18 protein-coding genes and 1 pseudogene are annotated in these 12,856 nt (G+C 38.5%); 12 read left to right on the top strand and 7 right to left on the bottom strand.

What is annotated here, in order from left to right; translation table 11 throughout:
- Window positions 1-67: 67 nt before the first annotated feature.
- Together ACOFKR_RS10465 and ACOFKR_RS10460 are read left to right on the top strand one after the other, a co-directional pair.
- Window positions 68-508 (top strand): Hsp20/alpha crystallin family protein, encoded by a 441-nt coding sequence (locus ACOFKR_RS10465; protein WP_419800747.1) that lies wholly within the window; start codon window positions 68-70, stop codon window positions 506-508.
- 144 nt (window positions 509-652) lie between these two features.
- Window positions 653-1,072: a hypothetical protein gene (locus ACOFKR_RS10460; protein WP_419800746.1), complete on the top strand. Its 420-nt coding sequence runs from the start codon at window positions 653-655 to the stop codon at window positions 1,070-1,072.
- A 63-nt stretch (window positions 1,073-1,135) separates the two neighbouring features.
- Here the strand turns inward: ACOFKR_RS10460 and ACOFKR_RS10455 are convergent, their stop codons facing one another.
- Genes ACOFKR_RS10455 through ACOFKR_RS10445 form a run of 3 tightly spaced genes read right to left on the bottom strand, consistent with a single transcriptional unit; the run spans window position 1,136 to window position 3,613 of the window.
- Entirely contained in the window at window positions 1,136-1,894 is a 759-nt protein-coding gene (locus ACOFKR_RS10455) for a glycosyltransferase (protein ID WP_419800745.1), read from the bottom strand.
- Window positions 1,848-2,699: a glycosyltransferase gene (locus tag ACOFKR_RS10450; protein WP_419800744.1), complete on the bottom strand. Its 852-nt coding sequence runs from the start codon at window positions 2,697-2,699 to the stop codon at window positions 1,848-1,850. The genes ACOFKR_RS10455 and ACOFKR_RS10450 overlap by 47 nt, the downstream gene beginning before the upstream one ends.
- A 14-nt stretch (window positions 2,700-2,713) precedes the next feature.
- Window positions 2,714-3,613: a glycosyltransferase family 2 protein gene (locus tag ACOFKR_RS10445; RefSeq protein ID WP_419800743.1), complete on the bottom strand. Its 900-nt coding sequence runs from the start codon at window positions 3,611-3,613 to the stop codon at window positions 2,714-2,716.
- A 150-nt stretch (window positions 3,614-3,763) separates the two neighbouring features.
- Between ACOFKR_RS10445 and ACOFKR_RS10440 the strand changes: the two genes are divergently transcribed.
- Window positions 3,764-5,107 (top strand): oligosaccharide flippase family protein, encoded by a 1,344-nt coding sequence (locus ACOFKR_RS10440; protein ID WP_419800742.1) that lies wholly within the window; start codon window positions 3,764-3,766, stop codon window positions 5,105-5,107.
- Between the two features lie 125 nt (window positions 5,108-5,232).
- Here ACOFKR_RS10440 and ACOFKR_RS10435 read toward each other — a convergent pair whose 3' ends face one another.
- Genes ACOFKR_RS10435 through ACOFKR_RS10425 form a run of 3 tightly spaced genes read right to left on the bottom strand, consistent with a single transcriptional unit; the run spans window position 5,233 to window position 6,882 of the window.
- Window positions 5,233-5,826 carry a hypothetical protein gene (locus ACOFKR_RS10435; protein WP_419800741.1) on the bottom strand — a complete coding sequence of 198 codons (594 nt, stop codon included), beginning with the start codon at window positions 5,824-5,826 and terminating at the stop codon, window positions 5,233-5,235.
- Window positions 5,813-6,310, bottom strand: a complete 498-nt coding sequence (locus tag ACOFKR_RS10430; RefSeq protein WP_419800740.1) for an RNA polymerase sigma factor — start codon at window positions 6,308-6,310, stop codon at window positions 5,813-5,815. The genes ACOFKR_RS10435 and ACOFKR_RS10430 overlap by 14 nt, the downstream gene beginning before the upstream one ends.
- 47 nt (window positions 6,311-6,357) lie before the next feature.
- Complete coding sequence (locus ACOFKR_RS10425) at window positions 6,358-6,882, bottom strand: hypothetical protein (protein WP_419800739.1); 525 nt, start codon at window positions 6,880-6,882, stop codon at window positions 6,358-6,360.
- A 66-nt stretch (window positions 6,883-6,948) separates the two neighbouring features.
- Between ACOFKR_RS10425 and ACOFKR_RS10420 the strand changes: the two genes are divergently transcribed.
- From ACOFKR_RS10420 to ACOFKR_RS10380, 9 genes and pseudogenes are all read left to right on the top strand, one after another.
- A complete protein-coding gene (locus tag ACOFKR_RS10420; RefSeq protein ID WP_419800738.1) occupies window positions 6,949-8,322 on the top strand; it encodes a dicarboxylate/amino acid:cation symporter in 1,374 nt (457 codons plus the stop codon).
- A gap of 287 nt (window positions 8,323-8,609) precedes the next feature.
- Window positions 8,610-9,110 (top strand): hypothetical protein, encoded by a 501-nt coding sequence (locus ACOFKR_RS10415; RefSeq protein ID WP_419800737.1) that lies wholly within the window; start codon window positions 8,610-8,612, stop codon window positions 9,108-9,110.
- 70 nt (window positions 9,111-9,180) lie between these two features.
- On the top strand, window positions 9,181-9,489 hold the full coding sequence (gene rplU / locus ACOFKR_RS10410; RefSeq protein WP_174288451.1) for a 50S ribosomal protein L21: 309 nt from the start codon (window positions 9,181-9,183) through the stop codon (window positions 9,487-9,489).
- Between the two features lie 49 nt (window positions 9,490-9,538).
- Window positions 9,539-9,949 (top strand): 50S ribosomal protein L27, encoded by a 411-nt coding sequence (rpmA, locus tag ACOFKR_RS10405; protein ID WP_419800736.1) that lies wholly within the window; start codon window positions 9,539-9,541, stop codon window positions 9,947-9,949.
- 105 nt (window positions 9,950-10,054) lie between these two features.
- Window positions 10,055-10,975 carry a hypothetical protein gene (locus tag ACOFKR_RS10400; RefSeq protein ID WP_419800735.1) on the top strand — a complete coding sequence of 307 codons (921 nt, stop codon included), beginning with the start codon at window positions 10,055-10,057 and terminating at the stop codon, window positions 10,973-10,975.
- A 134-nt stretch (window positions 10,976-11,109) separates the two neighbouring features.
- Window positions 11,110-11,241 (top strand): annotated as a pseudogene (locus ACOFKR_RS10395) (DUF433 domain-containing protein); the annotation flags it as partial.
- An 18-nt stretch (window positions 11,242-11,259) separates the two neighbouring features.
- Window positions 11,260-11,574 (top strand): DUF6934 family protein, encoded by a 315-nt coding sequence (locus tag ACOFKR_RS10390; RefSeq protein WP_419800734.1) that lies wholly within the window; start codon window positions 11,260-11,262, stop codon window positions 11,572-11,574.
- Entirely contained in the window at window positions 11,498-11,722 is a 225-nt protein-coding gene (locus ACOFKR_RS10385; protein ID WP_419800733.1) for a DUF6934 family protein, read from the top strand. The genes ACOFKR_RS10390 and ACOFKR_RS10385 overlap by 77 nt, the downstream gene beginning before the upstream one ends.
- Entirely contained in the window at window positions 11,719-11,871 is a 153-nt protein-coding gene (locus tag ACOFKR_RS10380) for a hypothetical protein (RefSeq protein ID WP_419800732.1), read from the top strand. Before ACOFKR_RS10385 ends, ACOFKR_RS10380 begins: the two co-directional genes overlap by 4 nt.
- Window positions 11,872-11,880: 9 nt before the next feature.
- Here ACOFKR_RS10380 and ACOFKR_RS10375 read toward each other — a convergent pair whose 3' ends face one another.
- Window positions 11,881-12,855, bottom strand: coding sequence for a polyprenyl synthetase family protein (locus ACOFKR_RS10375; protein WP_419800731.1), 975 nt, complete (start codon window positions 12,853-12,855; stop codon window positions 11,881-11,883).
- Between the last annotated feature and the right edge of the window lies 1 nt (window position 12,856).

Below are 12,856 nucleotides of genomic sequence, written 5' to 3'. Positions count from 1 at the left end.
CTGATGGTATAAGGATTGTATAAATGTAATCAACCATAAAATAAATAAAAATAAAAGCAAAAACGATATGACACTTGTAAAATTTAATCCAGCCCAAAAACCATCTTTTGTAAACCCCTGGTTTAATAATGTGTTTGAATCAGTTTATAACGACGAACATTTAACAGACCGTATGCCAAGCCATGTTCCGGCCGTAAACATTGCCGAAACCGATGCAGATTTCCAGATTGAACTTGCCGCACCGGGTTTGAAAAAAGAAGATTTTAAGATCAACTTAGAGAAAAACGTACTGATCATTTCCGCAGAAAACAAAGACGAGAAAACCGAAGAAGGTAAAAAATTCAGCAAACGCGAATTTGGTTATGCTTCTTTTACCCGGTCTTTTAACCTGCCGGAGAGCATAGATCACCAAAAAATTGATGCTGCTTATTTTGATGGTATATTAAAACTTACTATTGCTAAAAAAGAAGAAGCAAAACTACAGTCGAGAGCAATTGCTGTAGCTTAATAAAGATAAGTTTTTAGTTGGTTTAGTTTGATGAAAAGGCTTGCGCTGAAAAGTGCAGGCTTTTTTTTGCAATACTGTTTTATCGGATATTTTTTAAACTTTAAAAACATCAGGGTGTTTAGCTATCAACTAATTTTAATTGTGATGAAAAAAACTAATTTAATTATGCTGGCGGCAACTGTGTCATTTTCAGTAGCAGCCTGCAACTCCAACAAGCAAGCCGGCAGCGACCAGGATTCTGCCGGAAAAACTTCTGGTCAAATGTCCACCGATACAACTTCTACCGGTATGGGCAACACTACAACAGGTACAGGTTCTGCCAGCGGAACAGGCACCAGCACAGGTGGCAGCGGAACCAACACTGGAGGTGCCACAACCGGAACGGGAGTAGCAAACGGGGCCGGGACCGGAAATGGCACGTCCAACACCGGCAACAATGGCACCGCAACTGGCACTACCGGCACAAATGGCACGGGCACCAGCGGCAACGGCCCGGGCATGACGGGTACAGGATCCACCACGCCAACTGGGGCCGGTACAACCAATGGCACTTCAAAACCATAGTTTTATCAAACAGAAAAAGGCTTCTTAAAAAGCCTTTTTCTGTTTGATACCTTTTTCATCAGTTTAAAACAATAAATCAAAGTTGTATTTTAATTGCCGGTAAAAGTAGCGCGTAACTGCAATAACCGGATTGTTGCTGTTGGTTAAGCTGTTACGCGTCATGGTACTGGGTTCATCAGCAGAATTTACCTGTGTAAACAGAGCTTTATAATCATCGTAAAATAGGGCTTTTCCGTTGTTTTTGATGAAAGATACGCACATTTTATATTCCGTACGGTCGCCTTTTAAACCTTCTTGATAACGTCCGAATTTTTTAAAAAACGAACTTCTGCGCAGATGCGGATGATCACTGTAATAATAAATTTTGCGGTAGTTAGTGTACCAGGGCTTGATCAACATACGCGAAAAACCTTTTTGATAAGGCTTTAAATAAGGATATTTCAGATAAGCGTAAAACCGGACCATATCCAGCTCGCACTCCTTCTCCATAAATTGCAGCGCGTTCAAAAAATGGGTGCTAAAAGAAGCATCCGGCTCAAAATCTTCCTGTACGTATAAAGTATAAGGTGTTTTTACAGCATCCTGTCCTTTGTTGATATTGTTGCCCAAACCGCTGTTTTTTTCGGTAGTAATCAACTCAAAATCAACATCTTTTTTGAAATCATTTAAAGCTTTGATATGGCTTGATAAACTCCCGTCGTCAGAAACAATGATATGGCCGAAAGTAGATTGCTGCTGAAAAACAGTCAGCAGGTTTATTAACGAACGACTACGGTTATAATGCGTTATGAGCAGCGTTACCTGAGGAAAATGTTGCGCCATTGCTGTAATTTATACGGGTAAAAGAAGTATTTCGTTTGGCCGACATCAAATCAAAATGCCCTTTAAACAATTTAAAATATAGATATACTGCCCTAACTGTTTGGACCATAAAATTTTTGCTTTGCCGCCATTGGCTGCGTTTCATGGTACTGGGTTCTGCGGAGGAATTGCATTGATCAAAAAGCGAATCAAACTGATTGTAAAACAAGCCTTTACCATTGTTTTTAATAAACGAGATTGCCATCTGGTATTCTGTTAAATCACCTTTGATCCCTTCCGGGTAACGGCCAAATTTTTCAAAAAACGAACTTCTCCGCAAATGCGGATGATCACTGTAAACATAAAATTTTAAGTGATTGACTGTTGCCCGGCTGAAGATCATTTCAGAAAAACCATTTTTGTAAGGTTGCAGTTTAGGATAAGCAAAGTAGGCATAAAACCGGGTCAAATCCAGTTCATTATTGCTGTCCATCAGTTGTAAAGCCTCTTGCAAATGGCTGGCAAAAGGAGGTTTCGGCACAAAATCTTCCTGTATGTAAAGTGTATAAGGTTTGGTAACCGCATCCTGACCTTTATTGATATTATTGCCCAAACCTTTGTTTTGAAAAGATTTAATCAGCCTGAAGTTAAATTCAGTTTGAAGTTTTTCAAGTTCAAGATAATGCCCGGGCTCGCTTCCATCGTCTGAAACAACAATTTCTCCAAACATAACTTTTTGATTGTTAAATGTTTGAAGTAAGTTTTTTAAAGACTGGCTTCGGTTATAATGTGTGATCAATAAGGCAACCTGACTGAAATTATACATCGTGCGTACAGCAATTAATTTTGTAAAGCAGAGGTTTTGTTTTTTCCGGTTAAATATTCTGATATTGATTTGGTGTGCAATTTAAAGCGGTTTTTGAAAGCTTTAAAAATCCCGCCATCATACAAAAGCCTTCTGGGTGATGTATAAACCCTTGCTTTGGCGTTGGTGATCAGTTTTAAACGTCCTTGTTTTTTTAAATGCAGTGCCATGCGGCCGTCTTCTGCTTCTTCCACAAAATAATCGCTTCCGGCAGCATTGTCAAACTTTCGGCTATTGTTCACTATAAATCCGTTTGGATTACGGCCCGCTTCGGTTACAAAACCCATATTAAAACCTAAAACGTTCAGATATTCCTGGTTTTTTTTCCTGATCCTGATCAAAATACCGGTTATTAGTTCGTAAACCATCAAACCAAACCGGCTTTTTCCTTCTGGCGGAATAAAACGATAACGGCCATAAACACCTTTTATATTTTTATCCTGCTGCATCGGGTTCACCATAAGATTGATCCAGTTTTGCGGATAAAAAGTATCGCAATCTGCGCAAAGATGATACTGGCCACGGGCTTTGTCCAGTCCCATTTGCCGGGCAAAAGGTATTCCCTGTTCGGGTTGAAAATAATTTCGGATACCTAATTCTTCCAAAACTTTTTGTGTACCATCGGTAGAATTGTTGTTGATCACCAAAATTTCTACCCTAAAAGAAGTATGGTTTGCCGCAATGGAAGATACAGCCCTGAAAATGTTGTTTTCTTCGTTCCATGCAGGTATAACTATCGATACATCAGGCGTTTCCGAAGAAAAAACAGCGATTCTTGATTTCAAATCCGAAAGCTCAATTTCAGAAAGATCGGCAAATTTTTTGGCCTTATACAGATGAGGGCCAATCCATCCCGGAAGCTTAAATAGCTGCATGTTAAATTATTTTGATGGCTGTTTACTTGATTTGATCCCGGTTTGGTTTGCAACTATAAAAATTAAGCCTCGTTTAAGCATTACGCACTTATCCCGATTAATACGTGCAAAAGCAGCAGTAAGTTGCTATTCTAAAATCATTCAGACAATATGCGTGTTCAGGCAATCATAAATAAACTCAGTAATATTTACTTTTTATCACTGGCCAGCAGTGCCATTGTTTCTGTTCTGGGGATGGTTACCTACGCAGTTTTATCACGATCACTCACGCTTGAAAGCCTGGGTTTGTGGGTGTTTTTTATGGCGGTTATTGGTTTGCTGGACACTATCCGATCCGGATTTATTGTTACTGCTTTTATCAAGTTTTTTTCGGGCACAACTGCAGCTCGTGCCCAGGAGGTTTGCGGTTCTGTTTGGTACATCGCTTTGGTACTTACAATTATTGTTGTGATAATCAATATACCATTTTGGTTTTTAACGGATTATATTGATAACATCGGATTAAAACTATCTATCAAATGGTTTAGCTTGTATTTCATTTTCACCTTGCCTGTGTTTATTGCCAACTGCATATTGCAGGCAAGGCAAAACTTTGGGGCATTGCTTTTTCTACGTTTGATAAATCAGGGTTTGTTTATTGTGATGGTGATTTTGCTCATCGTTCTAAAATCCGATAACTTAAATACCATTATTTACGTTTATATGGCAACGCAGCTTGCGGCCAGTTTTGTTTGTTTTGCGAAAGGCTGGACAAACATCCGCAGCTTTAAAAACCGGACAAAAAGCTGTATTTCAGAGCTTTTTCATTTCGGGAAATACAGCGTTGGCACCAATTTAAGTGCTAATTTGTTCCGCAGTTCTGATACGTTCATTATCAATTTTATGCTTGGGCCAGCTGCTCTGGCCATTTATAATCTGGGACAAAAGCTGATGGAACTGGTAGAAATCCCGTTGCGCAGTTATGCCGCTATCGGGATGCCGGTGATGTCAGTCGCGTTCAATCAAAACAAAAAAGGTGAAGTGATTTATCTGATGAAAAAATACACCGGCACGCTTACTTTAATGCTTGTCCCCTGCGCTATTGCAGCTTACTTTCTGGCAGATTTTGCCATCCTGATAATTGGTGGCAAGCAATATGCCGGAACCGAAGCGGCCAACGTTTTCCGCATCTTTATCACGTTTGCTTTGCTGTATCCGGCAGATCGTTTTCTGGCTTTAACTTTAGATGTGATCCATCAGCCGCAAATCAATTTTATAAAGGTTTTGGTGATGCTGGCCATCAATATCGTTACGGATTTTATCGGGATTTATATTTTTAAAAACGTGTATGGCGTAGCGGTTGCAACTTTGTTTCCGGTGCTTACCGGTGCCTTGGTTGGATATTGGTATCTTAAAAAATACCTGGATTTCAACTTTCGGGATATTTACGTTTTAGGTTACCAGGAAACGCAACTGTACATAAAACATACTTTAAAACGCTGGAATTTCGGATAGGCTGATGCTGTTTTTACCGGTATAAATTTGGTCAGTTACTGATTTTAAAATGAATTATTGCATCACAAAAAAGTACCGGTAAAAGAAGCATGGGCAAGTTTTATACACTTTCCGTGTTTGAACGTTCAATCCCTGAACTGCATTTTCAGCCGTTCCAATCGCTCAATAATTTCACTGATTTTTTGCTGTTCGGTTTTGATGATGCGCTTTCTCCAATAAAACGTAACGAAAATGATCCATCCGAAAAATAGGGCATAAGCCAACATTTCAAACCATAATTTTGCCGGTTTTAATATTTCTATCAAAAACAGGCTCAAGCCCAAACTCATCAAAAAAGTATAGATGTAATACATGTTGCCGTAAACCCTTACGCGGCTGGTTTTGTAGATTTTCAGGTTTTCAAGATAAACATTCACTTCCGTAGTTGGGTCATGCGAGGCAATCAGCCGGTAATCCCGAAACATCATGATCGCATAAATTAAAATCGTGCTCATCGTGATAAATATCCCGGCATAAGTAAGCCAGGAATTGAACAGGAAAAACAAAAACAGCACGATCATAAACATAAATGTGGCGGCCATCAGCACAACGCTCCACAGCAGTTTGCGATTCAAGGCTGCTGTGCCTTTTTTTACCTGTTTCAACAAAGTATCTACAGGTATTTGCCCGGCTTTGGGTTGTTCAATCCACAGCGAGCTTAATTCCTCAAAGTTTTTCATAACGGTTGTACAACTCGGTTAGTTTTTGTTTAATGCGATGGATTTTCACTCTTAAATTCCCTTCAGAAATACCCGAAACTTCTGCAATTTCAGGATAAGGCAACTCGTCCAAAACCATCGTAATCAGCAGTCTTTCAGATTCTTCCAGTTTAGAAATACATTTATAAAGCAAATCCACTTCTTCTTTTTTGCCCGAAATTTCTTCCTTTTCGTTCTCTTCAATAAATGGCGTAAGCTCATCTTTGGCCTGCCTTTTTTCCGATTTTAAATAAGTTAAACAAGTGTTCACGGCGATGCGGTAAATCCAGGTAGAAATCATGGACTGGTTGCGGAATTTATCCAGGTTTTGCCAGACTTTTAAAAAAGTTTCCTGCAACAAATCGTTTGCCGCCGCTTCATCTGCCGTGTAAGTAAAACACAAACGATAGATGCGTTTCGAGTTCGCTTCGTAAATTTCCTTAAAAGCACTGTCTTTAGTTTTCACCGGTCGTGGCAGCTTGTTTTTAGTAGGATAAAAACAGTATCGGTTTGTTACAGCAGCAATGATTTCTTTTCAAACCAATGGATTTCTTCTTCGGCATATTGCAGCATTTCGTTGTATAAATTGCCGTAATCGTACTGTAAATCTTCCTGCATTTTCTGGATGGCGGCTTTGGTTTTTTCGGCAAAACGGTAAAAAACGTTGTGTAGGGGTTTGTAAGAAGAATGATAGTAAACCTGCTCAATATAATTATGGCAAAAATGAAGCAGCAGTTCTACCTTTACCGTTTCCAAACCTGAATATTTAATTTGGTTGTTCATCAGCAAAGCAATTTTGCGAAGTGTTTTTACGGCATGAAAACTTTTGCCCGGAAGTTGTTTAAACTGCTTGTCCATTTCTTCCTTGTATTGCTGCACAAACGCTTCCGGGTCATCGGCCTTAAACAGCAAATAGGTTAGCAATTCTTTATTTTCTTTTTTAAAACGCGCCATCCGCAAACATAGCGCAGCAATTTCGGCAGCGTTTAAATGCTGCAGTTCTTTTTTTAAATCAGCTGTTGGATAGGCAATGCTCATGGGCACAAATATATTTCAGCAAAACATTAAATAATTGTAGTTTTAGATTTTTACAATTTTTTTTGAATGGCAAAAAGCAAACTTACTTTATTTATTTTTTTAGCACTGATTTTCGGCGTTTTGGCCGGTTATTTTTACAACGTTACCAGCATCAGTTCTTACAACAACCGTATTTACCAGGCCGAAAAGCAGCTTATAAACATCCAGGTGCAAATGCTGGACGTAAAAGATACCGGTTCTGCCACTTATCAGAACTTGAAAACCCAAAAAACAGCACAAAACGCCATCCGCAAAGAAAACGATGCTATCCGCGAAAGCAAGCTGGAATATTTTACCGTTTTGAGCGATATTTTTTTAAGGCTGATCAAGATGATCGTGGCACCGCTGGTATTTACAACTTTAGTGGTTGGCGTGGCCAAAGTGGGCGATATTAAAGCCGTTGGGCGCATTGGCGGCAAAACAATGCTTTGGTTTATCAGTGCTACGCTGGTTTCGCTGTTGCTGGGGATGATTTTGGTCAACTTTTTTCAGCCCGGAAAATCCATGCACCTGATTTTACCAGACGAACATTTGCAATCGGGCATCCAAAAAACGGCTTTGTCTTTAAAAGATTTTTTGTCGCATGTTTTCCCAAAAAGTTTTGTGGAAGCGATGGCCTATAACGAGATTTTGCAGATTGTGGTGTTTTCGCTTTTTTTCGGCGTGGCAACGGCCGCCATTGGCGAAAAGGGCGCAATAGTTATCAAAGCGATGGATGCAATTGCGCACGTCATCCTCAAAATAACCACTTATGTGATGTATGTGGCACCGCTGGCCGTTTTTGGGGCGATGACCGCAATCGTGGCCAAGCAGGGTTTAAGCGTAATTGCAACTTATGCTGTTTTTATCGGCGAATTTTATTTTGCGCTGCTGGTTTTATGGCTGGTGCTGGTACTGGCCGGCTTTACCGTTTTAAAACAGCGCGTTTTTACACTGGTAAACAATTTGAAAGATGCCATGCTGATTGCCTTTAGCACTTCTACCAGCGAGGCCGCTTATCCGCGCACCTTGATTGAGCTGGAAAGATTTGGCTGTAAAGATAAAATTGTAAGTTTTGTGCTGCCGCTGGGTTATTCTTTTAACCTGGACGGCTCAATGATGTACATGACTTTTGCCTCGCTCTTTCTGGCGCAATCCTACAATATTCACCTTTCTTTTCAGCAGCAATTATCAATGCTTTTGGTGCTGATGCTAACCAGTAAAGGCATTGCCGGTGTGCCGCGTGCGTCCTTAGTTGTAATTGCCGGAACGATAGCCAGTTTCAATATCCCCGAGGCAGGTTTGGCTTTATTGATTGGTATTGACCCCCTGCTGGATATGGGCCGCTCTGCCACCAACGTATTGGGAAACGCCATGGCAACGGCGGTGGTAAGCAAATGGGAAGGGGAGTTGGAAGCTTGATTTTGGATAGGTAAAAGAAGCATCGTTAAAAAAATCAAAGGCTTCTTTTATCCAAAAAAAACTTGTTTTGTGTAAAAAGTCTGGCCACGCACACCGCTTTTCACTTTAGGCTGTCTTAGGTCCTGATAGATATAATGTTGCGCCAAAGGAAATTCAAATCTGCTTTAAACAATACTTTCAGAAAAACAATTCAAGATTTTACCTGATAAAAACAGCATCAAAGCGATCAAAATTTTGCATAACAAGTTTTTAAGCCGAATTTTGAACAGAAATATTATCCTGCAAAAATGACCGATCGTTATAAAAAAATATTCCTTGCTTTCAGCATTATTGTTCCGTTTATGATCTACTGCGTTTATTACTACGGGATGATGATCAGTGATGCGCCGTTCAAGTTTTCAGAATTTCAATACATGGAATTTAAATATGGTGAAGGACAGAACCTGAACAATACTTACGATTCCAGGACGGGCCGATATCAATACGTGAACGATCATGATTCTATAGTGGTAAAAACAGTACTGCTTAACAAAGATGATTTGCTATACCTTCACCGCAAAGCAGCACGATTGGGCTTTTGGGATTTCCCGAAGGAAATAACCAACACTACGGAAGATACCGTGCACAAATCGCCACATTATTATTTTGCTTTTCATTATCAGCGTAAAACCAAGCAGGTTTTATTCGATGAAGCTTATAATGGCGATATCCGTTTAAAAGATGCGGCCATGCAGCTGGCCAAAGAAATTGAACAACGTTTGGCCGACGCAGAAGACCGGTCAAAATAAGCTGGCGATACTGTTTTTATAACATAAATTTTTATCTATATTTGCGCCTCATTTAAAAAATTATTTAACAATGTACGCAATAGTAAGTATAGCCGGACAGCAATTTAAAGTTGCCAAAGACCAGAAGCTTTTTGTGCACCGTTTGCAGGGAGAAGAAGGCGCTAGTATTGAATTTGACCAGGTATTGTTGGCAGAAAATGAAGGAAATTTCTCGATCGGCAGCGGTTTGGAAAATGCTCGTGTTTCTGCTAAAATTGTGTCTCATTTAAAAGGTGATAAAGTTATCGTTTTCAAAAAGAAACGTCGTAAAGGCTACAAAAAGAAAAACGGCCACCGCCAGCAATTCACCAAAATCGAGATCACCGGAATCACTTTATAATTGATTTAAAAACTTTGAACTGGCTTCAGTTCCCTAAAAACTAAAAAAAATGGCACATAAAAAAGGCGCGGGCAGTTCCAGAAACGGCCGCGAATCGCATAGCAAACGTTTAGGAATTAAAATATTTGGTGGCCAGATGGCAATTGCCGGTAACATCATCGTTCGCCAGCGCGGTACGCCACACAACCCTGATAAAAATGTAGGTATTGGCAGAGATCACACATTATTTGCAATGGTTGATGGCCAAGTAATGTTCAAAAAGAAAGCAGATAACCGTTCTTACGTTTCTGTAATCCCTTTTGAAACTGCTGATGTTGCACAGCCTGCAGCAACACAACCAATTGAATTAAACGAAACGGTTGAGGTTAACCCAACAGTTGTAACACCGGAAGGTAATTTGGTTGATGAAGTAATTGCCTCCACAGAAACGGAAGGCGAAGGAGAAGCGGTTTCCGCATAATACTTCTTTTACCACCTAAAAAAGCCCTGACTTGAGAGATTGAGTCAGGGCTTTTTGGGTTATAATAATTTAAGTGTATATCTTTTTTAAGAAATTCAAATTACGGTGGAACAGATAAAACTTTGGGAAATTCAAGCAAACACAGTCAAACAAGTTAATAAACAACCTTTGGACTTCGAAAAAAGGTTGGAAGATTGGCTAATTAATGACATTTCAATTTTATCATCTGATTTGGCAATAATTGGTCGGCAGGTGGTTACTCCTTATAGAAAAATAATAGATATTCTTGCAATAAATTCTGTAGGAGAGGTTATTATAATTGAATTGAAAAGAGACAAGACATATCGAGAAATTATTGCTCAGGTTTTGGATTATGCTACTTGGGTAAAAGAATTAGATTACGAGGGCCTTAACAACATTTTTAGTGATTTTAGTAAAACAGAAATAAAAGATATTAAAGAGTTTTTTTCTGTAACATTTAATAAAAGTGCTGAAGAATTAAAAATCAAATTAAACCCAAAAATGTTGATAGTGGGTTCTGAAATTGATGATTCAACTAATAGGATTATTAATTATCTTTCTAATGAATATTCAGTAGATATTAATGCAGTAAATTTTAATTATTTTAAAGATTCTACTGGTAAAGAGTTTTTTGCCCAAGCATTTATTTTGCCTGAAGAAAATATTGTAAAAGAGAGCAAAAACAAAAAAAGTAAAAAAGCAAAGTCAATTATAAAAGAATTATTTGACCAGTCAAAATTAAAAGTTGGTGATAAAGTGTATTTTAAACCTGCTTTAGATAAAGGATTTCTTAAAACTGATTCACAAATTTTTGCAGAAATTATAAATACTGATACCACATGTTTAAAAAGAACGATTGATAATGAGGCTTATTCCTTTAGTAATCTAAGAAAAATTATTTCACAAGAATTGTCTTTAAATGTAAAATTTGACTGGGGTTTTGGTACTCGTTCTGATTGGGTTCTTGATAATGGGAAAACTTTGTCAGATTTATTAAATGAATAAAATGTGAACATATATAAACTTTCCTACTACTTTTTTAATTTTTAGTAATGTAAAAATCAGAAGATAAAATTTAAGCCATGGAAAACCACATTATCAATATCCATCCAGAAATATTAGGTTGAACACCAGTTTTTTTCGGAACTCGTGTTCCTATTAAAAACCTCTTTGATTACTTGGAATCAGGAGAATTAATTGATTGTTTTTTAGATGATTTTGAAGGTGTGCAGCAGGAGCAGGTAATAAAAGTTTTGGAAATATTATTTTAAATTCAGGATAATTTGTTAATGAAGCATCCTAAATATTTGTATCGTTCAGAAGAGCAATTTTTATTTTATGAATCTACAAGTGAAGGATCAAAGGGACTATTTAAAAAAGTTGTAGAATACACTGAAACAAGTACAGAAAATGTTTACAACCTTGGATTTGGCGATTATGACGAAACAACAAAAAGTATTAACGATCTTACGGTAACCAATAATGGGGACAGTTTAAAAGTTTTAGCAACAGTAGCTTCTACAGTATATGCTTTTTACAGAAAAGTATCCAAAAGCCTGGATTTTAGCAACAGGAAGTACATCTGTAAGAACAAGATTATATAGAATGGGTATAACAAATAATCTGGCTGAAATTTCAGAAGACTTTACAATTTATGGTTACAATAAAAAAGAAAATTGGGAGGAGTTTGTTGTTGGTGAGGATTATGAAGCCTTTTTATTAACAAAAAAAGATAATAATTTTACGTTATGAAAATTGAAGAATTAAATCAATCAAAAGTTCCAATTATTGTTTTCGATAAAAAACTAGAACAGCTCAGAGGGAAAGTTCTATTTCCTAAAAAACTTAAAAAAGCTAATGAAGTTTTAAGTAAAACAGGTTTGCCTAATCTTAAGAAATAGAAGGAGTCATCAATTTTCCCTAACCAACAACATATCCGCAAACTCAAACAACTGCGATTTCTGCATCTCCGCCAAAGGCAAATCTTTTAAGCTTTGCAAAGCCCGTTGGGCATACCGGTTCATTTCCTGCTCTGCTTTTTCGCGGATTTCCATCTGATCAAACAGGTTTCTTACAGCCGATACTTTTTTTACCGGGTTAAAATTGGTGGCCTGCAACCAGGAATTCAATTCCTGTAACTGGTTTTCATTTGCGGTTTCCAAAGCTTTGATCAGCAAATAAGTTTTTTTGTTGGATAAAATGTCGCCGCCAACTTGTTTGCCAAATTTTTCCGGATCGCCGTAAACATCCAAAATATCGTCTTGCAACTGGAAAGCAATCCCCAAATCTTCCCCGAAAGCATAAATCAGATCGGCATCCTGTTTTTCGGCACCGGCAATCAAAGCACCGATTTTTAAAGCACCGCCCAAAACCACGGCCGTTTTTAAGCGGATCATGTTGAGGTACGATTCAATGCGTACTTCTTTTAACTGCTCAAAATTCATGTCCAATTGCTGGCCTTCGCAAACGGCAATGGCGGTATCGTTAAAAATTTCCAGAACAGGCCGCAAAACTTTTTCATCCACCTGCATCATCAGCTTGTAGCCTTCCACCAGCATTGCATCGCCGGAAAGAATACCAACACTGGAATTCCACTTTTCGTGAACCGTGGTTTTACCTCGGCGCAACGGTGCATTGTCCATAATGTCATCGTGCATCAACGTGAAATTATGGAACACTTCAATGGCAATGGCAGGATTGATGGCCTGATAAATATCTCCGCCAAAAGCATCACAACCCATTAACAACAAGGCAGGACGCAGCCGTTTTCCGCCCAGGTTCATCATATATTGCATAGGCTGGTAAAGTTCTGCCGGTTCTGCCGGGTACTTTTTGCCGTCAATGGCCTCGACAATAATATTTTGCAGTTGCTGTATAGAATACATA

This window comes from Mucilaginibacter sp. (assembly GCF_965201005.1).
In the GTDB taxonomy this organism is placed as follows: Bacteria; Bacteroidota; Bacteroidia; order Sphingobacteriales; family Sphingobacteriaceae; genus Mucilaginibacter_A.
The sequence above is the reverse complement of the archived record's forward strand: the minus strand, read 5'-3'. Positions and strand labels throughout refer to the sequence as shown.